This window comes from Gemmatimonadales bacterium (assembly GCA_019637315.1).
Lineage (GTDB): Bacteria > Gemmatimonadota > Gemmatimonadetes > Gemmatimonadales > GWC2-71-9 > SHZU01.
In genome coordinates, this window is sequence record JAHBVU010000016.1 from 40,961 (window position 1) to 66,287 (window position 25,327).

Below are 25,327 nucleotides of genomic sequence, written 5' to 3' on the forward strand. Positions count from 1 at the left end.
CTGTCCCACCCCCGCTCCGCTTTGCAGTATGTCCGGATCTCAGAAGAGATACTTCGCGCCCACCTGAATCCGCCAGCGGGAGCTGTTGACCAGCGCACGGTTCCGCGACGGCATCGTGTTCGGAATCGTGTAGACGCCGCGGTCGTCGCTCTGGGTCGCGGTGCCGCGAGTGTCGTAACCGGCCATCGTCAGGAAGTTGCTGACCTGCTCGAACGGGGCGGTTTCGCGATTGATGCCCCAGTTCTTGTTGACCAGGTTGAGGAAGTTGAAGAAGTCGACACCAAGCAACAGCGACTGCCCGCTCAACGTCCGGATCGGCTTGGCCACCCGAACATCGAGGAACTTGATCCACGGATTACGGCAGGAATTGCGCTCCATGATCTGTCCCCGCTGCTCATCGAGGCACTTCTCGCTCGAGATGAACTCGTCGAGCCGGCTCCAGGCAGTCGGGTTGGTGAGCGAAATGTCGTTGGCATCGCGCGGCACGTAGAACAAGTCGTTGGCCGCATTGCCGTCGCCGTTGGCGTCGTTGCTGTACACGTAGGCGTACGGAGTACCCGCCCGCGCCGTGTAAATCGCCGAGAGCTCGATGTTCAACGGAAGCGTTGCCGTGCCGCTCAAGGTGACCTTGTGCGGAACGTCATAGGAGGCCCGGCGGAGGTTTCGATCCGCCAGGGTGCCATCGAGCGCCGTGTTTCTCAGGTTCGACCCGGCAGTACTCGAGCCCAGGCTCATCAGATCCTCGGTCCTGGCGTGCGTGTATGCTGCCGAGAAACCGTAGCCACCTGCAAAGGACTTCTGAAGCTGAACCGTCGCCATCGTCGAGCGGTCGGCGTTCCGGTTCGCATGCCGGATGACCTGTCCCAGCAGAGCGGTGGGGCGCAACCGCACCAGCGCGGTACCGGCCGGATTCGGCGCCGCATACAGCTGGCGCCCTTCGCCGTTGATCTCGCCAGCAGTGACGTTATCGTCGGTCTGGTACATCTGATTGCGGGCCCGGGTATGAATGAAATCGAGCGTGGCCACGAATCCGCTGCCCAGCTGCTTGTCGAGTCCGACCGCCAGCTTCAGGGCCTGCTGGAACTTGAAGCTTTCCTCGAAGTAGTTGACCGACGGCGTCGAAGCAGCCGCGCTGCCGCCCGTGGCGCAGCTGGTGGGCATGTTGTTGATGTCGACAGTGAATGCCGGCGGCGTCAAGCCGTTGCCAGTGGTCGGGGTCAGGTCGCACCGAAGCGTCGCCTGTTCGAGACCGGTGTTGGTGAACGCGTTCGACATCCAGACGTAGGGCGGACGACCCGAGAAGAGGCCGACGCCACCACGCAGGACGGTGTTCGCCTCGCCGCCGATATCCCAGTTGAACCCGAGCCGGGGTGAGAAGAGCACGTTGCCCGTGGGGAACCGCCCGGTGTTGACGCCGAGTGCGAGCAGATTCGGGTTGTCGTTCTGGAAGGGCTTGTCGCTGAACGGAACGTCGAACCGGACGCCGCCCGTGACCGTCAGGTCCCGGGTCGGGCGCCAGGTATCCTGGATGTATCCGCCCAGCTGGCGTACGCCGAAGTCGGCCGTAAAGCCGCCCGGACGGGTCTCGAGCGCAATCTCGTAGCGACGGGCCAATCCCATATCGAGGGAGTCGGCGCTACCGAAGGTCCAGGTTCCGAAGCGGTTGTTGGCAAAGACGTTGCGGAAGCTGAAAATCTCGTTATGCGTGCCAATCGTGATCTGGTGGTTGCCACCGACGTCGAACGTAAGATTGGCTGTCAGCTCGAGGATGTTCTGATCCAGCTCGTTGCCGTGCGAGAAGCGCTCGCCACCGGCCGCCATGTAGTTGCCGAGGACGTCCTGCACCATGATGAGTGGCGTCTGATTGGCAATTTCGCGGGCATCGCGGACCGTCTGATACCCCGCGAGGACCTCGAGGCTGGCCCGGCCGAGCACGGTGGTGAACTTGGAGCGGATCGAGTTGGTCGTGTTGCCGATCTTGTAGCCGCTGTTCGACAACTGCCAGCCGTCACGATCGGCCAGGTTCCGGGTGCCGCGGCTGAAGGCATCGCGGCTGGCCCGAATGTAGTTGTAGGAAACCTCGAGCTGCGACGAGCCGCCAAGCTGCGCATTGATCTTGCCGAAGAAGTTCTTGTCGGGCTGATTGAGGTTTTGTGGCGCCTCGACACCACCCGGATCAAATCCATAGCGATCCCGCAGAATCTGCCGCACCTGATTCACCGCCCCCGACGTGATCCCGGTGGTCGGGTCGTCGGCAGCCGCGCCGACGAACGGCGTCGTCGAGCCCTGGAGATCGGCACTCATGAAGAAGTGAAGCCGATCGCGAATGATCGGTCCGCCAAGGGTCCCGCCGTACTGCTTGATATCGAACTGGGAAATCTCGACACCGGCGGTGTCCTTCCCTACCAGGTCCGGGCGCTGCAGATAGCCGAAGAGCGAGCCATGAAACTGGTTGGTGCCCGAACGCGTGATGCCGTTGACGAGACCGCCGGAGAAACTGCCCTGCCGAACGTCGAACGGCGCCACCAGAACCTGGTACTCCTGAATCGCTTCGAGCGAGATCGGCTTGGCGCCGGCAGACCCGCCCGGCGTGCCGCCGGAGGACAACCCGAAGATGTCGTTGTTCACGCCACCGTCGATTTGGATGGCGTTGAACCGCCCGTTTTGCCCACCGACCGATGAACCCAGCAAAACCTGCGGACTGGTCCGGATCAGGTCCGTGAAGTTGCGACCAAGGCTCGGCATCCGACGAATGGTTTCACCCGAGACGGTCTGGGCTGCTCCGGTGCGTCCGGCGTTGATCAACGGGTTGGTCGCCGCCGTTACCGCAAGCTCTTCCAGCATGATGACTTGCTGCTGCAGCTCGAAGTTCTCGACCTGCCGCTGACCGAGACTCAGCCGGATGCCGGTCTTGGTCACCGGCTGAAATCCGATGCCACGCACGTCAATGGTATAGGGTCCGCCCGGGGGGACGTTCTCGAAGTTGTACCGGCCGTTGGCACCGGTCGTGGTCGAGAGCCGAGCGCCCGTACTGGTGTTGGTCAGGGCAACGTTGGCGGCCTCGACCGGCTGCCCGCCCTCCCGGGTGATCACCCCGGTCAGCGCAGCGCTGGTCAGACCCTGAGCCCAGGCAGCGCCCGTCGAAAATGTGCTAACTAAAATGGCTACAACGAGATAGCTGCTAAGCCTCCGCAACGACCGCATCAGTTACTCCGCAGGCAAGGTATCAATGACATCGACCTGGACGATGCCCAGGCGCGGACAAACATCGCGATCAGCATGGGTGCGGTCAAGCGAGACCAGTATCGGTTCGGCAACAATGCGCCGGACCCTGCATCAGCAAGGCCCGGCGCAGCGATTTCCTCGGGGACAGACGATCTGATGCGGTGCGCAATCCTCCCTGCTCAGGAAGCCGAGCGATTCCGGAAGCCGAAGTAGTAGACAGGCAGTCCGGCGCCGATGATCGCAAAGGTCACACCGGTGTTGAGCGGATCGGTCACGAAGGCGTTGATGACCATGCCCGTTGCCGCCAGCAGGAAAATGATCGGCACGATCGGATAGCCGAAGGTCTTGTAGGGCCGCTCGAGATCCGGCGACCGTTTCCGAAGGATGAAGACAGAAATGATCGCCATGATGTAGAAGGGCCAGATGCCCAGCACGAAGCGGTCGGCCAACTGCTGGAAGTCGTTGAGCAAGACGTAAATGCAGCCCAGCACAGCCGCGAGCCAGATGGCGACCGACGGCGTCTGACGCTTGGGCGACACCCGCGCGACACCCTTGAAGAAGAGGCCCCGGTCGGCCATCGCGAAGAAAACCCTCGGGTTGGTGAGCATCGAGCCGTTGAGACTGCCGAAGCAGGAAATCATCACGACAGCTGCGATGATGCCGGCCCCCGCCCCACCCAGCAGTGGAATTCGTGAGGCCGCCGTCGAGGCGATCAGTCGATCACCCGCCATCTCGGGCACGGGAACGAGATACACATACGCCGCGTTCATCAGCAAGTAGACGACGATGATCATCGTCGTCCCGATGACGAGCGCGAGCGGGATGTTGCGACCGGGATTCTTGATTTCGCCGCCGATATACGACAGATCGGCCCAGCCATCATAGGCCCACATGATCGATACCAGCGCCGACGCCACCATCGACATGCTGAAAGCCGTCGACCCGGTACCGCTGAAATGGCTGAAACTGCCATCGCCAGCCGTGAAGGCCAGCACGATCAGCGCGACCATGGCCACGTACTTGGCGATCATGAAGTTGCTCACCACCTTGGCCGCCGCCGTGGTGCTGAGATAGTTGATCAGCGCCACAAAGAGGATTGTCCCCGCCGCAACGTATCGGACCTGACTCGGGGTGAACTTGAGGAAGTACCCGAGATACTCGGCAAAGATGGTCGAAATCCCCCCCAAGGCGGACGCCCGGATCACCGCCAGTTGCGACCAGCCGAACAGGAAGGCTGGCATCCGGCCGAGGCCCTCTTCGATATAGGCAAAGACGCCCCCCGACCGGGGGAACATCGCCGCCAACTCCGCCAGGGTCAGCGCGCCGAAGAGCGCCAGGACACCACCCAGGACCCACGCCAGCAGCACCGGCCCTGGTTCGCCCAGCTGAGCAGCCACGGACGCCGGAACCCGGAAGATTCCGGAACCGATGGTCGTGCCAACGATGATGGCGACGGCCGAGAACAAACCGATGGTACGGGGCAGACGATCAGAAACCGCGGTAGCCATAGGGGTCGTCGTGATTTGGGGGAATGCGCACGAGACGATGTCTCGGAGGGCCAGGTAGAGTATATTTCGAGGTTGGAACAGATGACAGTCTTTGCTCCCAATCTGGAACGACCCACGCCTTGACGAGCCTTCTCCGGGACCTGGTTGCGCTGACCAAGCCGCGTATCATTTCGCTGCTCCTGGTCACGACCATTGCCCCAATGTTCATTACCCCGATGGGCTTGCCTTCATTGGAGCTGGTCCTCTGGGTCAGTCTGGCGGGCTATCTGATGTCGGGCGGAGCCAACGCCGTGAACATGTGGTTCGACCGGGATATCGACGTCAAAATGGTCCGAACCCGGACTCGGCCGATTCCCTCAGGCCGGATTCCGGCAGGGGCAGCCTTGTTCTTCGGCATCGCGCTGGGCGTGGTGGCATTTGCCCTGTTCTGGAACCTGGTCAATCCGTTGTCGGCCTGGCTCGCCCTCGCCGGCTTCCTGTTCTACGTCTTCATCTACACTGTCTGGCTCAAGCGAAACACGCCGCAAAACATCGTGATCGGCGGTGCCGCCGGCGCCTTCCCGCCCCTGGTGGGGTGGGCCGCCATGACCGGCTCGATCGACCTCGGCGCCATTTTCCTCTTCGCCATCGTGTTCTACTGGACCCCGCCCCACTTCTGGGCGCTGGCCCTGGTCAAGAGCAAAGACTACGCGACCGTCGGGGTGCCGATGCTGCCCGTGGTGCGGGGAGTACACCATACCAAACGGCAGATGCTGGGTTACACCCTGCTCCTGCTTCCGCTCACGGTGCTGCCGACGCTGGCCGGCACCCAGGGCGTTGTCTATGGCGTGATTGCGCTCGCCCTGGGCAGCCGCCTGGTCTGGTACTGCGTCAAGCTGCTGCGCGAACAAGGCGTCACCCCGACGGCTTGGTCGATGTACCGCTATTCGCTGCTGTACCTGGCCCTGCTCTTCGTCGCCATGGGCGTCGACCACCTGCTGCCGTTCGGCCACGCCGAAGGACCGGCGGTGGAACTCGAGCTGAGCCGGGCTGACGCCCCGTCCCCCCACCAGAACCACCTGGACCACTGACGACACCGGGCGCATTCCGCCCTTAGCCTCCGTCCGTCACAGTCCGTTGCAGCATGAAACCATTTCGAGGTTTCGTGCGTCCAATGGATTTACGACCACTGGAGGGCCGCCCATGTCCTGGCAGGAAATCCGGACCCGCTTGGGCGCGGGGCTTACTTGGACCCGCGCTCGGATCAACGGCAGGCTGCTCGTCGGGGTCGCATTTGCGACTCTGGTCATTGGTACCACTGTCATTGCTGTCGAGGCGGCGATTCGAGCGCGGCTCGAGGCGCCAGCGACCCGGCTTCCCTCCGGCCTGTACAGTCGACCCCACGCCTGGCGCGGTTCCGGCGGCCGCCCGAGCCCAACGTTGATTGCCCCGGCACCAGGCGCCCCGGATGAGATCCGCCTGCCAGTCGACCTCGACGTGCTTCCTCGCCATCTGGTGGACGCCGTGCTGGCAATCGAGGACCAGCGCTTCTACGACCACCACGGGCTCGACCCCCGCCGCATCGGTGGCGCGCTGGTGGCCAACCTCAAGGCCGGCGGGATCGCTCAAGGGGGCAGCACCATCACGCAGCAGCTGGCCAAGAATCTCTTTCTTTCGGCAGAGCGGACCCCGCTCCGGAAGGCCCGTGAGGCCGCCATGGCCATCGCGCTCGAACTTCGGTACGACAAGGCCACCATCCTCGAGGCCTACCTGAACGAGATCTACCTCGGTCAGGACCGCGGCCGAGCCATGCATGGGGTCGGCGCCGCCGCGCGCTACTACTTCGGCAAGGATGCTCGCAAGATCTCGCTGGCAGAGAGTGCGCTGCTGGCCGCCATGATCCACGCGCCGAACCGTCTGGCCCCGACCCGCAATGCGGAGCTGGCCCGGCGCCGGCGCAACCTGGTCCTCGGCCTGATGGTCGAGCAGGATCGGATCGGCAGCGAGCGCGCCGCGGCGGCCCGCCGCAGCAAAGTGGCCACCCGCGCCTACCCGGCCACGCGCCTCGATGCTCGCCACTTTCGGGATCACGCGGTGCGCGGCTTGCCAGGTCGAGTCTCGTCGCGCGGTGTGGCGATCTACACCACGCTGGACGCCGAACTCCAGCGGGCCGCCGTCGGCGCCGTCAAGGACGGTCTGGCCCGGCACCGAGCCCCGGACGCCCAGGCGGCGCTGATTGCGATCGACCCGCGGAGCGGCGACATCCTCGCCATGGTCGGCGGGCGCGACTATGGAACCTCGCAGTTCAACCGCGCGGTCGATGCGCGCCGCCAGCCGGGCAGCACCTTCAAACCGATCGTGGCGCTCGCTGCGCTTCGGCGCGCCGGCGCCAGTCAGCCGGCCTTTACCCTGGCGTCGCGCATCGATGATGAGCCGATCCGGGTCACCACCGGATCAGAATCGTGGGAGCCGGCCAACTACGACGGAAACTTCCGGGGCGCGGTCACGATGCGACAGGCGCTGGAGCAATCGCTCAACATCCCATTTGTCCGGATCGGCCTGGCCGTCGGCCCGGAGAGGATTGCCGCGACGGCGCGCCAGCTGGGCATTACCAGCCCGCTCGTTCCGGTTCCGAGCCTGGCCCTGGGCTCCTCGGAAATCAGCCTGCTGGAACTGACCCGCGCCTACGGGGTCTTTGCCACTGGCGGACAGCTGGCCTCGAGCCGGATCCTGCTGGGCGCCGCACGCCAGCGAGGCGAGTATCCCGACGGCGGGCCGCCGGACGTCTCGACCGTGGTTGCCCCGGCCGAAGCGTACCTGATCACTTCCGCGTTGACCGGAGCGGTCGAGCGCGGTACGTCACGAGCCCTCGGCACTCCCGAGCGACAGGGGCGCATGGCGGGCAAGACCGGCACCTCGAACGACTGGCGCGACGCCTGGTTCGTGGCCTACTCACCAACCTTGGTCGTCGGGGTCTGGATGGGGTACGACGACGGCCGCAGCCTCAAGCTCACAGGCGCGGACGCGGCCCTCCCGATCGTGGCTCGTTTCCTCGAGCGGGCCAATCCGGCCCCGGGCCGATTCCAGGTCCCTGACGGTATCGAGGTAGCGCGGATTGCCGACGGTTGGAGCTGGCACTGCACCGGCGAAGAAGTCTTTCTGGAAGGGACGGCTCCGGCGGGCCGCTGCGTCGATGAGCCGATGCCGCTCCCGGAATGGAACCCGGACCGGGGCGAATGGCGCGACCGGGTGCGGGGACGGACCGGCCGTCTCGTTGCTCAGCTGCTGGAGCGGCTGATCGAACGGCAACTGGACAACCGGCGCGGCGCCGGTCACTGACACCAACACCTCAGTCGGGCGAGAGCACCATCCGTCCCAGGAAGTCGACCACTTCCTGCACCCCGGTTGGCGTGAGCCATTCCCGCCAGCGCTCGACCTGGGCTTCCCGCTCGTCGCTGGACCGCGCCAGGAGAAACCCGCCCGCGGCGCCCCGATCGACGAACAGGTAGTAGCGACTGACCGGCTCGAAGTAGCGCCACACCTCGTACGCAGGTACGGCGCCGCGCTGCTGACGCCGGAGCACCTGAGTCGGCAATCCTTCGCGGAGGAAGACCCGACCGCGATCGGACTGCCAGCCGGGCAGTCGCCGCCGAGCATCGCCGTAAAAGGCGTTGGCATAGGTGACACCGTCGTAGAACTGCGCCCGCCGCTCGTTGCCGGCCGTGCGCGGGGTCGGATCGCGCGGTCGCCAGAATGCGGCGAGAAACTCCCGCTTCTCGGCGTCGGAGCCGCGAGCCGGCCAGGCCGCCAAATCACGCGGCGGCGCGAGCGCGGCAAGCGGCGCAAACGCCTGATCCAGCAGCGGCCCGGACAGCGCGGCAAAATATGCCTCATCGGAAAGCGCCGAGGGTGCATTCCCCACCACTGCGTCGAAGAGGAAGGGCGCCTCACGCGCCGTGATTCTGCCCCCGACATCGATGTCGGTCCGCAACCGGTAGCGTCCTTCGGGCAACTCACCCAGCTCGACCTGCCCGGTAATCTGACCGATCCCGGCCGCGACGCGAATCGGTGTCGGACCGATCCGCCGGCGGTCGACGCCATCCTGATCGGTCACGACAACCGTCAGCGTGCCGTCGCGACTGGTACCCTCGTAGGTTTCCAGCAGGTACGCAATCGATGCGTCGGCCCCTCCGACCACGACCTCCGGCGCAATCGCCACGATCAGGTTGCCCCGGCGGAACTCACCCGGTTGCGGCACGGTATCGACCGATGCGACCGGCCGCACCCAGGGACTGACCAGCAGGTCCGACGCTGACGGCTGCACCGCATATCCCTGAATCGCAACCGAGGCGGCTGCTCGAACCCCCGAAACAGAGTCGGTCACTGAGCTCTCCAGCACGAAGGTGCCGGGTCCGAGAGAAAAACGAATCAGGTCGAGGCGCTCGGCCTCGCCGCGGGGAAAGGGTATGGCGGTTCGACGGCGCCAGCTCTGTTCGTGGAGGACGGTACCACTCGAATCCCGGATTCGCACCGAGAAGGTCAGGCTGACCTGGCCATCGGGACCGGGCTGTGGCAGCTGCGCAGGAATGCGAAGAAAGGTGGTTACCTGCGTGACGCCCGGCGACTGTCCTGGATCGGCGCGATAGAATCGGACCGGCCGGACCACCAGGCCTGTATCCGGTTGCGGCGCCCAGGCGGCCAGCACGGCAAGAAGGCCCAACCAACTACTCATGAATCTCCTACGCGGATGACAGAATCAGCGTACGCTGCACGTCCTCGGGTGTTACGACGGCCCCGTCGGCGCCCCAGTACATGTTCACCTCGCTTCGGACGCCAAAGCGACCGGTCAGGTACACGCCCGGCTCGACCGAGAAGCCGACCCCCGGAACCAGGATCCGGTCGTCGTGCGTTTCGTAGTCGTCGCAATGCGGCCCGGAGCCGTGCAGATCGCGATCGATCGCGTGGCCGGTCCGGTGCACGAAATACCCGCCGTACCCGGCCGATTCGATGACCCCGCGCGCCGCCCGATCGATCTCGAATCCCTTGAGGGGACGTTTCTCCCCGACGGCCTGCCACACAGCGGCGATTGCGGCATCACGCGCATCTCGCACCGTGGTCCAGACCGCGAGCACATCGTCAGGAGGAACCGGACCACTGAAACCCATCCAGGTCTGATCGGCAAAGACAGTCTCGAGCGTCCGACCGGCAAAGAGATCAATCAGGACGACCTCGTTGGGTTCGAGGGCCCGGTCCCGACCCGCAACCGGCTCGTAGTGCGGATTGGCGGAGTTTGGTCCAAAGCCGATGATCGGCAGGTGGCCGGGATCGACCCGCAAGCCGTGCCCCTCGAGGAGCGCAACCACCCGCGCCTGAACCGCCGACTCGGTGATTCCCGTCCCAGCCGCCGCGATCGTCTCGGCCATCACGCGTTTGGCCACCTGCGCCAGAATCTCGGCGGCAAAGCGGTGATCTTCCGTTTCTTCGGCGCTCCACCGCGCGGTGAACTGGGTTACCAGGGGGGCGCTCGACACGACCCGCCCACCCGCCGCTTCGATCAGTTGTACCACACCGAGCGGCACCCGATCGAGGTAGGGAACCGCGTCGCGCATCGACACCTCCATCGCCACGGTTCGACCGCGCACCACCCGGTCGATGGCCGCATCGAGCTCTTCCCAGCGAGCATAGGCGATGACTTCGCCGGGGAAGCCTTCGACCGCGTGGAGTTCGATCTTGTGCGCTATGGCAACCGGAGCGCCCTCACGGGGGAGATAGACAAAGATCCGCCGGGTCCCAGGTTTGATGCGCAGCATACGGAGCGCAATCGGATTGAGCCCCTTGAAGTCGAAGAGCAGCCACCCGTCCGCACCTGCCGTTTCGAGCCCGACCCGCAGGGCGTCCCGATCGAGGCTGGCAAGATGATGCATCGCGTCGTCCTTTCACCACGGTCCGTCAGTATCGGCGACCGTCCAGCGACATTCCAGCGCACCGCTTCCTTCGCACTCAGGATGGTGCAGCGCTCCCTCGAAACCGCTGCTGAGCCGCAACAGTTCCATGGCAAGCGACCGATAGAACTCACACCCCGAGCCGGCAAACCCGGCCCGCACCGCCAGGCTGCGGTCGACGCGCATGATCAGCGCCCCGCCGTCGGGGGCGAGCCGCACGCCGAAGACCTGCTCGAGGGTGCGGGCCGCCCGGCGCCGGCCGGCCCGCCGCTTCGACGCCCCCGGAAGCACCGCATTCAACATTCCCGGGCGAGCGACCCGAAGCCGCGCCGCATGGCGAGCCGCGCGACGGCCGGCATCGGCGTAGACCAGGTCCGCGTCGGAGCGCCGGCCGGCGAGACGAAACACCTGGACCCCCTCGGCGTCCGAAATCAGGGTACCGTGCTCGAGCGCGTCCCGGTATCGCTCGATCTGGGCAGCGACGGTAGGGCTCAGTCCCAGCCGCTTGGCAAAGGCCTCCTCGGACAGTTCAGCGGGCAGGCCGTCGTTGGGTGGCGTGTCGAGGTTCCGGATCGCTTCGAGAAGCGATAGCGGAACGATCGCGTGGACGGTCGTGGGAACACTCACGGGACTGTAGCGTGGAGCATGCTGGCCGAAGAAAATAATCGTTTACTTTCCCCAATGCCCGTCTTCATTGCCATCGGCGTGTCCGCCGCCGCGGCCCTGCTTGCCTTCCTGCTCCGGTCCCTGAGCCCGACCGGCGCCATCGCAGCCACTGCCATCGGCTCGGCGATCCTCTGGGCCACCGGCTGGCTCGGCGCCGCCGTGCTGGGGACCTATTTCGTCGCGGCATCGGTCGCCTCGCGCCTCTCGGTCCAGGCCCGAGGCGATGCGGAGGAAGCGAAGAGCGAGACCCGCAATCACCGCCAGGTACTGGCCAACGGCGGCTTTGCAGCGCTGGGAGCACTGGCCGAGCCAGCCGTGCCCGGGCTGGGCCTCTGGTTGCTGACGGTCGGTCTGGCCGCCGCGTGCGGCGATACCTGGGCCACCGCCCTGGGCAGCCTGAGCCCCCGCACACCCCGAGATCTGCTGACACGGCAGCCCGTGGTCCGAGGCACCAGCGGCGGCGTGACCGGCCTCGGAATTTCCGCAGGGATCCTGGGTGCCGGTCTGATCGGGCTGGTGGGCACGAGCGTCACCGGACGAGGCAGCCTGATGCTCGTCGCCGCCGGAATCGGAACGACCGCCATGCTGCTTGACTCAGCGCTGGGGTCGCGCCTGCAGGTGCGTTACCACTGCGCCAGGTGCGACCAAGCGACCGAACGGTCGCCGCACGGCTGCGGCACGATGCCAACCCCGGTGCGCGGCATCCGCTGGCTCGACAACGACGGCGTCAATGCCGCCGTCACCGCCCTTGCGGTGGCGAGCGGCGCCCTGCTCTGGCCGCTCGTCGGCGGCTGACGTCGCCGGCTACCGCGGGCCTGGCACGCGCCCTGCTCGTCAATCAACGCTTTCCCGCGCCACCGGGCCCGGGACCGTTTGCGACCGGAGGCACCCCATGTCCGATGTCGATTCCGCCCACTTTCGCGCCCTCTGCGGTCGCTTTGCCACCGGCGTCGTCGTTGTCACGGCCATCGACCCGACCGGCCGGCCCATCGGAATGACCGCCAACAGTTTTGCGTCGGTGTCACTCGACCCGCCCCTGATCAGCCTCAATGTGGAGCATCGCGCCGAGTTCCACGCCACCATTGCAGTGACCGATCGGTTCACGGTCAACGTGCTGAGCCACGAGCAGGAAGCCCTGTCACGGCGATTTGCCGGAACGCCAGCTCCGGACCGGCTCGACGGGGTCGGTTACCGGACGACCGATGATGGCCGGATTGCGCTCGATGGTACGATTGCCACGATCGAATGCGAGATCTTCGACCGCTACGCCGTTGGCGATCACACCATCGTGATCGGTCGGGTGGTCGGCGGCACGGCTCGTGACGGCCGACCACTGCTGTACTTCCGAGGAGGCTACCGGGCACTAGCGGGATAGGACCGAGCGGCCGACGCTGCTCGGCAAGCGAGGTCAGTCGTCGCTTTCGCTGCGTCGACCGCTGCGGATCAGCGCCACAGCGTACCCCAGCACGATCACGGCCGTGACAACATAGGCCGCCACCATGTAGGAGGCGTTGTCGGGAGGTCCGCTCATGATGACCTCGCAATCCGGCGTCGGCCGAGTGCATATCGCAGGGTGACCAGTCCGATATACAGGAACGTGAATACGGCGATCGAGAACAGCAGAGTGCGCAGCATCTCGGGCGGCATATCGGGTCGGCTCGGCTTGAGCAGCACCGGCTGCGGATGGATGGTCCGAAACAGGTAGACGCTCAGGTGAACGAACGGGACCATGGCAAGCGCCATGATTCCGACCACGGCGCTGTAGCGGGCCCGCTCGTCTGGATCGTCGATCGCATTGCGCAAGGCACGATAACCCACGAACAGCAGGACCAGGAGCAGGGTCAGCGTGAGCCGCGGCTCCCACTGCCACCAGGCGCCCCAGATCGGCTTGGCCCAGAGCGGCCCGGTCGTCAGCATCACCGCCCCAAAAACCAGACCGACCTCGGAGGTGGCCTCGGCAAAGGTGTCGAGCCGCCGATCGCGCAGGAAGAGGTAGGCCGCACTGGCCAGGCCCGCCAGCATGAACGCGGAGAGCGTCATGTAGGCAACCGGGGCATGGAGATAGAGGATCTTATGGGCCTGCCCCTGCCATCGCTCGAGCGGGGTAAACCCGATGGCCTGCACGTAGACGAGGGCCAGCAACAGCAACCCGATGACAGTAAGGACGGTACCCCGACGGATCAGGGGATCTTGCGCAGCGGGAATCGTCATTCGTCCATCGTTGCCGGGAAGAGCAGAAAGCCGAGAGTGATGAACACCACGTCGTAGAGCGCCAGAAACCGGAACCAGCCCGCAATTTCGCCCGGAGGACGCCCCGCGAGCAACCGCGTCGTCGCCTGAACGCCGACCAGCACCGGTGGCACCAGAAACCCGAGCAGCAGCACCGGGAGCATCAATTCGGCAAACCGCGTCCGGACCGTCATGGCAGCGAGCACGGTACCGATCGCCACGTAACCTGCGGCAGCCAGCGCCAGCGCGAGCGCAACCCAACCGAGTGCTGGCGTCAGATCGATGTTGAAGAACAAAATGAACAGCGGGAGAATGACCGCGTTGACGACCAGCACGAACGCGAGGTTGGCCAGATACTTCCCGCCGAAGATGGCGCTCCGCCCGACCGGCGCCAACAGCAACCCGTCGATCGCGCCCCGATGTCGCTCCATTGCGAACGACCGGTTGAGCGCCACCACCCCCGCAAAGGCGGAGGTGACCCACAGGACGCTCGGCGCCAGGGTGGCCAGCGTCACCTCAGCGGGGTCGCGGGCAAAGTTGAAGATGACGAGCACCAGGGCGGCGAAAGTGACGGCTGTGGCCAGCGCGGTCTTTCCGGCCAGCTCGACCTGCACGTCTTTGCCGGCAATCACCAGCATCGCACGCCAGAAGGTCACGCGACCAGTTCCCCGTATGCGGTGCGGAACGCTTCGAGCGGCCTGCCCCCGTCCTCCGAGAGGCGGATTTCGCCGTCGACGACAACGTGCACGTGCGTAGCAAGCTGCCAGAGATCCGGCAGGTCGTGCGAGACCAGCAGCACCGCCGTGCCGCGGCGGCGCTCCTCCGCCAGCACCTCGACCACCCGATCGATGCTGGGCGTGTCGAGCCCGGTCATCGGCTCGTCCCAGACGACGAGCTTCGGACGGTGGACCAGAGAACGGGCCAGGGCCACCCGCTGCATGAAGCCTCGGCTCAAGCGCCGGACCGGGGTGCGCCGCTCACTGGCTGCGCCGAAGCGCTCCAGGGCCTCGCGCGCCAAGCCGGCCGGATCAGGATGACCCGTCAGACGCGCCGCGAACCGGAGGTTGTCTTCAGCAGAGAGATCGTCGTAGAGCTGGGCCTCGTGGCCGGCAAACCCGACGCCAGCCCGAACCGACGCGACCGTCCTCGGGTCGGCCCCAGCGACGGCAACCCGGCCGGTGTGGGGCCGCAGCAGCCCGACTGCCAGCCGCGCCAGGGTGGACTTTCCCGACCCGTTGGGACCGACGAGCAGGTGAATCTCGCCACCGCTCACCGCAAGCGTGACTCGGTTGACGACCATGCGCGACCCGAAGCGCCGGGATACGTCGTCGACGGTCAGGAAGGAGGGAGATGCAGTCAGGATCAGTCCCGGAATCGGAGCCAGGCAGCGGTACCGCACACCCCGAAAATATAGGCTGGATCCCGCTATTTGGCTTCGATTTCGAACAGATCGTCGAGCTTGGTGAGAACGAGGAGAAAGCGGAACTCATCACGAAGATTGCGCAGGACCACCCGCTGCTCCCGCTCAGCAGCCTTTCGCTGGACCAGCATCAGGGCGCCCAACCCCGCGGAGTCGATCCGCTTGGTCTCGGCAAAGTCGATCATCAGGGCGCCACCATTGGTCGTCATTTCACCAAGCAGCGCAATCGCCGCGTCGCGGAAAACACTGCGGACTTCGAGTCCGAAGATTTCCGGAGCTTTGATAACACGCGCGTTGGTTTCCGTCGTGGGCATGCAGTCCTTCAATGTGTTATGGCCGAGATCACGTCTGGCCCTGCCACTGTTGTCGCCAGTCCGGTGCCATGCGACCGCCGCCAGTAACCCAACCCGAATCAACGAGTTATCTCACACCCAGTCGGCCTGATCGCATCGATGCCACACTGCAGTCCGCTCGGACTCTCTTGGATTGCAACGTGAAGGCTGTCTCGCAACTCCCTGCGGGACTGCAGCTTGGCTCGGGCGACCATGACACGCCGCTGCACTCGGCGAGCAAGAACGTGCACCTCGGAGCGCTCCGACCCGGCCAAGCCTGGCAACGGACCAGCCCCGGGTTATGTTGGAGAAGCCGGCAGACCCGCCGTTACGCTCACCTCTTCCGCGATCTCCGATGTCCGACCAAATCGAGACCCTCCTCGACGAGCAGCGGCGTTTCGTTCCCGATGCCGCATTCGCCGCCCAGGCCAACGCCGGACCGACCTTGTATCAGCAGGCCGAACGCGACCGACTGGCGTTCTGGGCCGAACAGGCCGACCAGCTCGAGTGGATCGAGCGCTGGCACACGACGCTCGAATGGAAAGCTCCCCACGCCAAGTGGTTTGTCGGGGGCAAGCTCAACCTCGCGGCGAACTGCCTCGACCGACACCTGGGCGGCCCTCGCCGCAACCAGGCCGCGCTGATCTGGGAAGGCGAACCGGGTGATCGCCGAGTCCTGACCTACTGGGATCTGGCCCGGGAAGTCGGCCGGGCGGCCAACGCGCTCAAGAGCCTCGGCATCGAGAAAGGCGACCGCGTCGCGATCTACCTCCCGATGATCCCTGAGGCAGCCATCGCGATGCTTGCCTGCGCACGTATCGGTGCGGTCCACTCGGTGGTCTTTGGCGGCTTTTCGGCGGAATCACTGCGCGATCGGATCAACGACGCGCAGGCCGTTGCCGTGATCACCGCCGATGGCGGTTATCGGCGCGGTGGGATCGTGCCGCTCAAGCGGTTCACCGACGAGGCCGTCTCCGGCTGTCCGTCCGTCAAGCACGTCGTGGTCGTCCAGCGCTTGATGGGCACAGCGTCGGCGGAGGCGGGCGCGCGAATGAAGCCTGGCCGTGACATCTGGTGGAACGACCTCCTGAGCGGCCAGTCGGCAGTCTGCCCCGCCGAGCCGATGGACGCGGAGGACATGCTCTTCATCCTGTACACGTCGGGCACCACCGGCAAACCGAAGGGCATCGTTCACACCACGGGCGGCTACCTGACGCAGGTCGCGGCAACCACCCGCTGGGTCTTCGACCTCAAAGACACCGACGTGTTCTGGTGTACGGCAGATATCGGTTGGGTTACCGGACATTCGTACGTCGTCTACGGACCGCTGGCCAACGGCGCCACGGTCGTGATGTACGAGGGCGCGCCCGACTGGCCCGAGCGCGACCGGCTCTGGGAGATCATCGCGCGGTACGGTGTGACCATCCTCTATACCGCGCCAACCGCCATCCGCGCCTTCATGAAGTGGGGTACCGACCATCCGGCTCGGCACGACCTCTCCACCCTCCGCCTGCTGGGCTCAGTCGGCGAACCGATCAATCCGGAGGCGTGGATCTGGTATCACAAGCATATCGGCGGCAGTCGCTGTCCGATTGTCGACACCTGGTGGCAGACCGAGACGGGCGGCATGATGATTTCGCCTCTGCCCGGCGTCACCACCACCAAGCCAGGATCTGCCACGCATCCGCTGCCCGGCATCAGCGCCAAGCTGCTCGACGCTCAGGGCAACGAACTCGAGCGCGGTGGCGGGTTCCTGGTGCTCACCGAGCCATGGCCCTCGATGCTCCGGACCATCTACGGCGACGACGCGCGGTTCCGCGAGACCTACTGGAGTCGCTATCCCGGACGGTACTTTGCCGGAGACGGCGCCAAGATCGACGAAGACGGCTACTGGTGGGTGCTGGGCCGCGTCGATGATGTGCTCAACGTGGCGGGGCACCGAATCGGCACCATGGAGGTCGAGAGCGCCCTGGTCGATCACCCTGCGGTCGCCGAAGCGGCTGTCGTGGGCAAGGCTCACGAGCTCAAGGGCCAGGCGCTCTCGGCATTCGTGATCCTCAAGGAGGGCAATGCCGTAACGGCGCAGCTCAAGGACGACCTGAAAGATCACGTCGCGCGGAAGATCGGAGCGATCGCCAAGCCGGACGACATCTTCTTCGTGGGTGATGTGCCGAAGACCCGGAGCGGCAAGATCATGCGGCGCCTCCTCAAGGACATTGCCGAAGGACGCGCGTTAGGCGACACCACTACCCTGGCCGACCCCAACGTGGTGGCACGCCTCAAAGATCAGTACGAGAGCACCGAAAGCTGACTCGGAGAGTCGCCATGCGTGAAGTTGCCATACTGGCCGGTGGATGCTTCTGGTGCCTGGAGGCCGTGTTCCAGGAACTGGCGGGCGTTGATCGGGTCGTATCGGGATACATCGGGGGAAAGGTCCGCAATCCGAGTTACGACCGCGTTTCGGTCGGCACCACCGGGCATGCGGAAGCAGTCGAGGTCACCTTCGACCCGGCCGTGATCAGCTATCGCGATCTGCTCGAACTCTTCTTTGCCTTCCACGATCCGACCACCCTGAATCGCCAGGGGGCCGACCGTGGCACCCAGTACCGCTCGGCAGTCTTTCCGACATCCGACGAGCAGCGCGCCACCGCGGAAGAGGTGATTGCGGACCTGACCGCGCGAGGCATATTCGGCGATCCGATCGTCACCACGGTCGAACCGACCGCGACATTCTACCCCGCCGAGGCGTATCACCAGGACTACTACCGGCGGCACCAGAGCCAGCCGTACTGCGTCTTTTCCATCGAACCCAAGGTGGCCAAGCTGCGGTCACAGTACGCCGAGCGGCTCAAGCCGAATGCATTCGGTTCCCCACAGGAATACCGGTAGCGACGGCAACAACTGTACTGCCGGGCCTGCGTGCTGCGGCTCCCGCCTATCCGCCAACCCGGGGGAGCCACGCGAGGGAACGACCGCTAGGGTAGGACCTCCCATGAACCGCCTGACGGAGGTTCGAGGTACTGCACCCGCGGGTTCGCGAGAATCGCGCCCACTTGGCTGCTCGAAATCGTCGCGAGTACGGCTGGGATCCTTACAAACTCATAGGTGAACGTCAGGCCCAAGGCCCGGAGGTCCGCCTTGGCCTGAGCCACGTTGGCCGGAGTCGTCAGGACCTGTCCCAACTCTGAGACACCTCGTTCCTCGCCCGGATTCTTGAAGCCGATCGCAACGCGCCCTCCTGCGCGGTCTACGGCCGCCTCGAGATCCGAGACGACCCACTCCTGCGGCCGCCCGTACTCCGCGAGCATCGCGACCTCTTGATCCTGAATGCTGTCACCGGTGGCGCAGGCCGTGATCAGGACCATTGCTGTAGCGAGAAACACTCTCATCTCGTCCTCCCTTGTCGCGCGTCAACAGATAATATCAGGCGGTGTACAGGAGCTGCTCTCGACATACAAACTGTCGCTGGTTGCGAAACTGAGCGCATCACTCACGACCACCTTGACCCAGAAATTCGACGATCCTGGCGTATGGTTCAGAGTTGACGATGTTCCGACCGACGACCCATTGATGTACCACTGATAGGAATAAGAGGCCTGCCCACCTGAAATCGAGACACCCCAGGTCTCTGTATACCCTGACCATACAAAGCTCGGACCATTGACGGCGGCCTGCATTTTGAGGGCCTTCTCGACGTTTACGAGGCCATACCCGAAAGTGTTGTCGTGACCGCTGGTGCCGAGATCCGTCGCAGTGCCGGTTAGGCGATTTCTAATTGCTGTGTTCGTCCAGCCGGGATAGCGAGCCTTAAGCAGGACCGCAGCACCAGCGACGTGCGGGGCGGCCATTGAGGTCCCCGAACAAGTGCCGGTCACACCGCCTTGCGTGCACATCGAACCAGACGGCAGGGAATTCGAAAGAACGTTAACCCCGGGAGCAGCGAGTTCGATTGTCGATCCAAGCGCGGTGAAACTAGGCCTGCTGTTTGTGCTGTCGATTGCCGTAACCGCGATCACATTCGTGAGCGAAGCCGGATAGACAACACCCCCGCCGTGGGTGTTGCCGGCAGCTGCCACAAAAAGCATACCTGCGTTGTATCCGTCGTTGATCGCATCCGTCACGGAAGTCGACGTGTCGACACTAAAGCTCATGTTAACGGCAAAAATTCCATTGACACTTGCGACATCGATCGCACAAGCGACCTCATTTGCATCTGGCAAACCCGAACCGTCCAGAATATTGGCACTCCATATTGCGGCGTCGAACGCGACGCCGACAACACCGATGCTATTGTGCACGGCCCCCACGATACCCATAACGTGTGTGCCATGCCCGCGCGAATCGAAGATCGGCGACCCTCCGGTACAACGAAAGCCCACCGGTACGACGATGTCGGAGAGAGTTGAGTCATGACCAGAGTCCAGAACGATAACCTTTACCCCTGACCCTGTTGAAAGACCCCAGCTTGCAGTTGCGCCGATATGTGAAATACCCCAGGGCGTAACCTGTGCATGCCACTGACCGCTACTCGTCGGATCGATATAGTCGACGATGGGATTCCGTCGGAGTTCGTAAACGGCCTCTGCCGGGATCCGTGCTGCCACAGCTGGGATCCTTTGAAACTCGTACGTGATATCTGCCCCAAGAGCCCGCAGCTGGGCGACACCAAGCGCGTGGATGCTACGTGGTGCGAGCACGTTCCCCGCGTTATCGACACCGTCGGTCTGACTGCTGTCTTTGAACCCCACGATAACCCGACCTCCGACCGACCTGACACGCTCAGCAAGCACCGTGTCACTCATGCGTTGCCACCTGGTGTCCTTGCGATCTCCAGCCTGGCGCAGCTCCCTGCCGAGAACCCCTGAAGATGCACCGGACCTCGGCACAGCGTTCTGTACGGCAAGGCTCGGTGTGATAACCTGTTCGGGCTGTTCAGCACAACCGGCCAACACAACGACGAAGATGCCGATAGTGGAGTCGGGTAAGTAGGACCTCAGAAACCTCGCCATCCTGCCTCCTAAGGTTAGCCATCTCCATGCGAGCTCGCGGAGGGCAGCACAGAGACGAAGAACACCTTGCATGAAACAACCATGAAGTTGAGCTAACAACTGTCAGAATCTGTATCGTAACAACGCTGGCCGCGCATGGACGAGCGGGATCTTCGCGCAGCTTGCATCTATACAGACATCACGGCGGCAGGCGTGCAGGAACATTTCCAAGTTAGGACGCGCCCCCCCACCCGTCAAGACACAATCTGACAGCTGGAGCGTGCAGTACGCTCCAGCGGAGCATACGATTCACACCGCAAAGTCCTGCCCAGCAACAGGTTAGACCGACGCGAACGGGGATGATTCGCGCGCTGCCGGCATTCGGGCGGCAAGGAGGTGGCGCACTCAAACGTCAGCGCCTGCACGGCAGGACCAGGCCAGCTGTGCATCTGGCCCAGCCACTACGAGACGAAGCAAGCCCGTGACCTGGCGCTCGCGACAGGGCTCCATCGACTGCGGGCCAACTCAGATCTGGATCTGGGCGCCCATTTCCACAACCCGATTGGGTGGCAGGTTGAAGAACGCAGTAGCTGGTCGCGCGTTGTTGGCCATGACGACGAACAGGCGTTTGCGCCAGGTCGTCATCCGACCGTCGAACCAGCCGGGCTTGCTGCCGGGGGCATGCTTGGCGGGAATGATGGTTTCTCGACCCAGATAGAAACTGGTATCCCGGATGGTCAGCTTCATGTCATGCGCAGCCAGCATCTCGACGATGGTGGGCATGTCGGGTGTTTCCATGAAGCCATAGTGGACGCGAACGACGAAGAACCCATGCTCGAGCCTGGTGATCTCGACCCGCTCGTCCGGTTCCATCTGCGGCACCAGGTGGTTCACGATCGACATCAGGATGACCCGCTCGTGAAGCACCTTGTTGTGTTTCAGGTGATGCAGCAGCACCGGAGGCGCGCCGGTCGGATCCGACGTCATGAAGACGGCGGTCCCGCTGACTCTGTGCAGCTTGGCACCAACATCTGAGATCATCAGATCGAGCGGCATCGCCCCTTCGCGCAACTTGACATTGAGCAGGGCTCGGCCGCGTCGCCAGGTGGTCATCATCGTAAAGACAGCAACGCCGATTCCGAGCGGGACCCAGCCGCCATGGGGAATCTTGGTCAGGTTGGCCGCCAGGAAGGTGCCTTCGATCAACAACAGACCAATCCCGAACGCCAGGACCTGCAACCGACTCCAGCCGAACCGGCGTCCCGCAATCGCACAGAAGAGGAAGGTGCTGGTCATCATCGTCATCGTCACGGCAACACCGTAGGTGCCCGCGAGACTGTCGGCATCGCGGAAGCCGAGCACCAGCAACACGCAGACGACCATCAAGGTCCAGTTGACGGCCGGAATGTAGATCTGGCCGACCTGCGACCGGGAGGTATGCAGAATCTGAAGCCTCGGCACGTACCCCAGCTGCATAGCCTGCTGGGTCAGCGAGAACGACCCGGAGATCAGCGCCTGCGAGGCGCTGATCGCCGCCGCGGTGGCGATCCCGGTCATCGGGTAGAGCGCCCAGGCCGGCACCAGTTCGTAGAACGGATTGACGATGGCGCTCGGGTTCGAGAGCAGCAAGGCGCCCTGGCCGAAGTAGTTGAGCACCAGGGCAGGCAACACCACGCACAGCCAGGCCACACGAATCGGGCGACGACCGAAGTGGCCCATGTCGGCGTAGAGCGCCTCGCCGCCCGTCACGACCAGCACCACGGCCGCAAGCACCATGAACGCCACACCAGGGTCACGCAGGAAAAAGCCGACTGCGTGGTGCGGGCTCATGGCCACGAGCACACCAGGCTCGAGTATGATGCCACGAATCCCCAGGAGGGCGATGCTGAAGAACCAGACGATGGTAATGGCGCCAAAGAACGACCCGACAAAGCTGGTGCCACGCCGCTGAACCGAGAATAAGCCGATGATGATCGCGAGGGAGATCCACAGCACGAACGGCTCGAGCTTGTCCGACGCCACGGCAAGGCCATCGACGGCGCTCAAGACCGAGATAGCCGGCGTAATGGCGCCGTCGCCATAGAGCATGGTCGCTCCAAAGAGACCAACAGCCACCAACAACCAGCGCCCGAAGCGTTCCTTCCCGTTCGGCTTGACCAGGGCGAGGAGTGCAATGACGCCGCCCTCTCCGCGGTTGTCGGCCCGCAACATGTGGACGAGATATTTGAACGAGATGAGAATGTTCAAGCTCCAGAAGATGAGCGAGAGCACTCCCAGGACGTTTTCCGGCGTGAGCGGCACCCCGTAGGGCCCGCGAAAGCACTCCTTCAGCGCGTATAGTGGACTGGTACCGATGTCGCCAAAGACGACTCCCAGGGCAGCAAACGACAGCACGAACAGCGCTTTGCCGCGCGGCGGCTCACCGTGATGCACTGTGTGAGGCGTGGAGCCCTCAGACTGACTCATGCTGCCGCGATCGCCCCTCTCTCCACTCGAGCACCGCGAGAACAAACAGCAGCGCGATGATGACCGCAGACCCGACGCACCAGCGGCAGACGGCCCCGATGACGAAGAACTCGAGGTACTTGAGGTAGGCGGTAAATCCGACCGCGCCCGCAGCCAACACCACGAGGCCGGTCACCGGCCAGCTCGCCCCGGCAAACCTGGGCTGCAGCGCCAGCAGCGCGAGGCCGAGCAGCGCGAGGTACCCCAGCACCCCGATCAGCGCGACGTCGACACCGAGAAACACACTCTGCGCCGACAGCTGCACCGTGTCACAGCCGCCGGTGCCACACGCAATCGTCCCGATCATCCCCAGCTTGAAGAGATGGAGATAGCTCGCAACGAACACCCCGGCCAGCGCCAGCAGCGCGATGGCCAAGCGACGATTCATGGCGTCGACGCAGGCGCGAGCTGCCGGACCATCGCTGCAATGCTGTCGGAGGACAGAACCCCGGGATAGAGCCTGCCGTTGATCAGGAATGTCGGGGTGGAGGCGACACCGAGCGCCAATCCCTCGTCGAGACTGGCCTGGATCCGGCCGGCGTACCTGGCAGACTCCATGCACTCATCGTAAGCCGCAACATCGACGCCTGCCTGGCGCGCCATGTCGCGAAAGATCCCGGTAGCCGAGTTCGATCCGGCCCAGGTGGCCTGGTTGTGATAGATGGCGTAGTGAACTTCCCAGTACTTGCCCTGGTCGTTGGCGCAGGCCGCCGCGTGTGACGCCAGACGAGAGTTACGGTGCTGAGCGAGCGGGAAGTCGCGATACCGCCAGCGCAGCAGGCCTTGATCGATCAGCTGCCGCTTGACGGCGTGAAACTGAATCAGCTCGAACGTCTGGCAGGCCGGGCACTGGAAATCGGCGTACTCGGTGATCTCGACCGGGGCCGTTTCCGAACCAAGCAGATAGCCGCGAAACCCGGCTGTGTCTGCCGCCAGCACTTCGACATTGGCCGGAATACTGACACTTTTCGGCCGCGTCACCAGGTACGCAAGCACGGCAACGCCCGCCAGGGCAAGCACGCCGATCAAGGCGTAGGATCGCGTCGGCGCCGGCGCTGCGGCGGTCTTCTTACCCTTGCGGGAATCTGCTGCCATGGCTCTGTCGTCCTCGTTCGGAAAAGTCGGGAGGTCTGGCCCGCCGCCCGGCGCCGCCCAACGGCGCCCTTGCGAGCCGGCGATATCGCGCCGCCCAAAGCTAATATGACCCGCAGGCGGTTACAGAGCGCTCCCTTGGCTCACCACGCCTCTCGAGCTATATTTCCCCGGATACGGAGCCCGTGCCCGGTTCCCGGACACCGAGGATCCCTAGCTCTTCAAGGGAAGGTCAATGGCCAGACAACAAAAGAAACCCTTCACGAGACCCGCTGCGGTCCCCACTACTCTCGACCAGGCACGTGACGAACTCTTCAGCCACATCCTCCGATGCGGTGTGACCGAGGCCGAGTCCGAGCAGCAGAAAGAGTGGCTGGACGACACGATGCAGTATCTCGCGGAGCGGTATCCCGACCTGGAGGAAGACCAGTTGGCGCAGGTGCGGACTCTCGGTGAGCGGTTCTGCCGCCCCGTGAACCGCAAGCCAGAGGTCGCCGGTTCGAGCGCGGAGTAAGCCGCCTCAACCGGTCGGGTCGCCCGATTGGAACGAACGGCCGCCTGGAGCGGCCGTTCGTCGTTTCCGCCCCCCGAGAGAATACCGATACCCCCCGGAGAGCCGAATCCCGCCCGCTACGCCAGCCTCCAGCACCCAATGCCCGCGGCCGGACGCGGGGAGGTCGAGCCCTGCGGTCGCAATGAGGTAGGGCCCCGGCAGAGGGCCCGTCGTGCCGGCAATACCCACTCCCAGGTACGGTACCGGGCGGCGACGGGCTCGGTCGACGAAGCGGAACTCGAGCACGACCTCACCCCGACCCACGGTTTCGCCCCCCTGCCGGCCCGCCCCGATTCGCCCGAGCAGCGAAAGGTCCCGGCTGACAACGAGCCCGAGAGACACCGCCGCCCCGGCATAGACCGGATCGGACGCCAAACCGACGAAGTCGATCCCGGCGGTCCAGCGACCCTGCGCCTGACTCTCCCCCGCTCCCAGGCCCAGAAGCAGCAGGGCCAGCCGTCCGACCCAGGTCACTCGATGACGATCTCGGTCGTGATCGGCGTCGCAGGATCGAGCGACTGGATCACAGAGCAATACTTGGTGACAGACAGGCTGACTGCCCGCTCCGCCTTGTTGCGGTCGAGCCCTTCGCCCGCGAAGGTGAAGCGGAGGGTGATTGCCACATACTTCCGGGGATGATCTTCCGCCCGGGTACCGATCGCCTCGGTGTGCAGCTTGGTCAGCTTGACCTGCATCTTCTCGAGAATCGAGACGATATCAGCACCCGCGCAGCCCACCGCCGCGATGAGCAGAAACTGCATCGGCCCGGGCGCCACGCCGGTATCCGCATCGACTGTCGTTTGCGGGCCACCGGGTGCGCCGCCCTGAAACCGCATGCCCCCGACCCAGTCGACTGAGACCGTTCGAATATTGTTGCTCATGAGAACC

General features: G+C 64.5%; 23 protein-coding genes. 7 read left to right on the forward strand and 16 right to left on the reverse strand.

All coding sequences use genetic code 11. The features are described 5' to 3' along the window. Positions 1-39: 39 nt before the first annotated feature. Together KF785_13820 and KF785_13825 are read right to left on the reverse strand one after the other, a co-directional pair. On the reverse strand, positions 40-3,204 hold the full coding sequence (locus KF785_13820) for a TonB-dependent receptor (protein ID MBX3147840.1): 3,165 nt from the start codon (positions 3,202-3,204) through the stop codon (positions 40-42). 200 nt (positions 3,205-3,404) lie between these two features. Then, complete coding sequence (locus tag KF785_13825; protein MBX3147841.1) at positions 3,405-4,733, reverse strand: amino acid permease; 1,329 nt, start codon at positions 4,731-4,733, stop codon at positions 3,405-3,407. 23 nt (positions 4,734-4,756) lie between these two features. Between KF785_13825 and KF785_13830 the strand changes: the two genes are divergently transcribed. Both KF785_13830 and KF785_13835 read left to right on the forward strand, forming a co-directional pair. Then, a complete protein-coding gene (locus KF785_13830) occupies positions 4,757-5,803 on the forward strand; it encodes a heme o synthase (protein MBX3147842.1) in 1,047 nt (348 codons plus the stop codon). 112 nt (positions 5,804-5,915) lie between these two features. Beyond that, on the forward strand, positions 5,916-8,051 hold the full coding sequence (locus KF785_13835; protein MBX3147843.1) for a PBP1A family penicillin-binding protein: 2,136 nt from the start codon (positions 5,916-5,918) through the stop codon (positions 8,049-8,051). Between the two features lie 10 nt (positions 8,052-8,061). Here the strand turns inward: KF785_13835 and KF785_13840 are convergent, their stop codons facing one another. Genes KF785_13840 through KF785_13850 form a run of 3 tightly spaced genes read right to left on the reverse strand, consistent with a single transcriptional unit; the run spans position 8,062 to position 11,281 of the window. After that, positions 8,062-9,444 carry a GWxTD domain-containing protein gene (locus KF785_13840; GenBank protein ID MBX3147844.1) on the reverse strand — a complete coding sequence of 461 codons (1,383 nt, stop codon included), beginning with the start codon at positions 9,442-9,444 and terminating at the stop codon, positions 8,062-8,064. Between the two features lie 7 nt (positions 9,445-9,451). Further along, a complete protein-coding gene (locus tag KF785_13845; GenBank protein ID MBX3147845.1) occupies positions 9,452-10,636 on the reverse strand; it encodes an aminopeptidase P family protein in 1,185 nt (394 codons plus the stop codon). 12 nt (positions 10,637-10,648) lie between these two features. Next, on the reverse strand, positions 10,649-11,281 hold the full coding sequence (locus KF785_13850; protein ID MBX3147846.1) for a hypothetical protein: 633 nt from the start codon (positions 11,279-11,281) through the stop codon (positions 10,649-10,651). A 54-nt stretch (positions 11,282-11,335) separates the two neighbouring features. On the opposite strand from KF785_13850, the gene KF785_13855 reads away from it, so the two are divergent. Next, positions 11,336-12,115 (forward strand): DUF92 domain-containing protein, encoded by a 780-nt coding sequence (locus KF785_13855; GenBank protein MBX3147847.1) that lies wholly within the window; start codon positions 11,336-11,338, stop codon positions 12,113-12,115. 97 nt (positions 12,116-12,212) lie between these two features. Further along, on the forward strand, positions 12,213-12,695 hold the full coding sequence (locus KF785_13860; GenBank protein MBX3147848.1) for a flavin reductase family protein: 483 nt from the start codon (positions 12,213-12,215) through the stop codon (positions 12,693-12,695). A gap of 152 nt (positions 12,696-12,847) precedes the next feature. On the opposite strand, the gene ccsA is transcribed toward KF785_13860, so the two are convergent. The 4 genes from ccsA to KF785_13880 are packed head-to-tail and all read right to left on the reverse strand — an operon-like array spanning position 12,848 to position 15,283. After that, a complete protein-coding gene (ccsA, locus tag KF785_13865) occupies positions 12,848-13,531 on the reverse strand; it encodes a cytochrome c biogenesis protein CcsA (protein ID MBX3147849.1) in 684 nt (227 codons plus the stop codon). After that, positions 13,528-14,205: a heme exporter protein CcmB gene (locus tag KF785_13870; GenBank protein MBX3147850.1), complete on the reverse strand. Its 678-nt coding sequence runs from the start codon at positions 14,203-14,205 to the stop codon at positions 13,528-13,530. The genes ccsA and KF785_13870 overlap by 4 nt, the downstream gene beginning before the upstream one ends. Continuing rightward, on the reverse strand, positions 14,202-14,948 hold the full coding sequence (locus tag KF785_13875) for an ABC transporter ATP-binding protein (protein MBX3147851.1): 747 nt from the start codon (positions 14,946-14,948) through the stop codon (positions 14,202-14,204). Before KF785_13875 ends, KF785_13870 begins: the two co-directional genes overlap by 4 nt. Before the next feature lie 26 nt (positions 14,949-14,974). Next, positions 14,975-15,283: an STAS domain-containing protein gene (locus KF785_13880; GenBank protein ID MBX3147852.1), complete on the reverse strand. Its 309-nt coding sequence runs from the start codon at positions 15,281-15,283 to the stop codon at positions 14,975-14,977. Positions 15,284-15,656: 373 nt separating this feature from the next. Between KF785_13880 and acs the strand changes: the two genes are divergently transcribed. Together acs and msrA are read left to right on the forward strand one after the other, a co-directional pair. Further along, positions 15,657-17,612: an acetate--CoA ligase gene (gene acs / locus KF785_13885; GenBank protein ID MBX3147853.1), complete on the forward strand. Its 1,956-nt coding sequence runs from the start codon at positions 15,657-15,659 to the stop codon at positions 17,610-17,612. Positions 17,613-17,626: 14 nt separating this feature from the next. Continuing rightward, the gene (gene msrA, locus KF785_13890; GenBank protein ID MBX3147854.1) at positions 17,627-18,190 is read left to right on the forward strand and encodes a peptide-methionine (S)-S-oxide reductase MsrA; all 564 of its coding nucleotides are present in this window, start codon (positions 17,627-17,629) and stop codon (positions 18,188-18,190) included. A gap of 86 nt (positions 18,191-18,276) precedes the next feature. Here the strand turns inward: msrA and KF785_13895 are convergent, their stop codons facing one another. From KF785_13895 to KF785_13915, 5 genes are all read right to left on the reverse strand, one after another. Further along, on the reverse strand, positions 18,277-18,690 hold the full coding sequence (locus KF785_13895) for a hypothetical protein (GenBank protein ID MBX3147855.1): 414 nt from the start codon (positions 18,688-18,690) through the stop codon (positions 18,277-18,279). Positions 18,691-18,711: 21 nt separating this feature from the next. Then, entirely contained in the window at positions 18,712-20,310 is a 1,599-nt protein-coding gene (locus tag KF785_13900; GenBank protein MBX3147856.1) for a S8 family serine peptidase, read from the reverse strand. 504 nt (positions 20,311-20,814) lie between these two features. Further along, complete coding sequence (locus KF785_13905) at positions 20,815-22,755, reverse strand: potassium transporter Kup (GenBank protein ID MBX3147857.1); 1,941 nt, start codon at positions 22,753-22,755, stop codon at positions 20,815-20,817. Beyond that, positions 22,742-23,182, reverse strand: a complete 441-nt coding sequence (locus KF785_13910; GenBank protein MBX3147858.1) for a vitamin K epoxide reductase family protein — start codon at positions 23,180-23,182, stop codon at positions 22,742-22,744. The genes KF785_13905 and KF785_13910 overlap by 14 nt, the downstream gene beginning before the upstream one ends. Further along, positions 23,179-23,889, reverse strand: coding sequence for a DsbA family protein (locus KF785_13915; GenBank protein MBX3147859.1), 711 nt, complete (start codon positions 23,887-23,889; stop codon positions 23,179-23,181). Before KF785_13915 ends, KF785_13910 begins: the two co-directional genes overlap by 4 nt. Before the next feature lie 334 nt (positions 23,890-24,223). Between KF785_13915 and KF785_13920 the strand changes: the two genes are divergently transcribed. Next, the gene (locus tag KF785_13920; protein MBX3147860.1) at positions 24,224-24,400 is read left to right on the forward strand and encodes a hypothetical protein; all 177 of its coding nucleotides are present in this window, start codon (positions 24,224-24,226) and stop codon (positions 24,398-24,400) included. A gap of 6 nt (positions 24,401-24,406) precedes the next feature. Here the strand turns inward: KF785_13920 and KF785_13925 are convergent, their stop codons facing one another. Both KF785_13925 and KF785_13930 read right to left on the reverse strand, forming a co-directional pair. Next, complete coding sequence (locus KF785_13925; GenBank protein MBX3147861.1) at positions 24,407-24,913, reverse strand: hypothetical protein; 507 nt, start codon at positions 24,911-24,913, stop codon at positions 24,407-24,409. Beyond that, positions 24,910-25,320: an OsmC family protein gene (locus tag KF785_13930; protein ID MBX3147862.1), complete on the reverse strand. Its 411-nt coding sequence runs from the start codon at positions 25,318-25,320 to the stop codon at positions 24,910-24,912. Before KF785_13930 ends, KF785_13925 begins: the two co-directional genes overlap by 4 nt. Positions 25,321-25,327 lie beyond the last annotated feature (7 nt).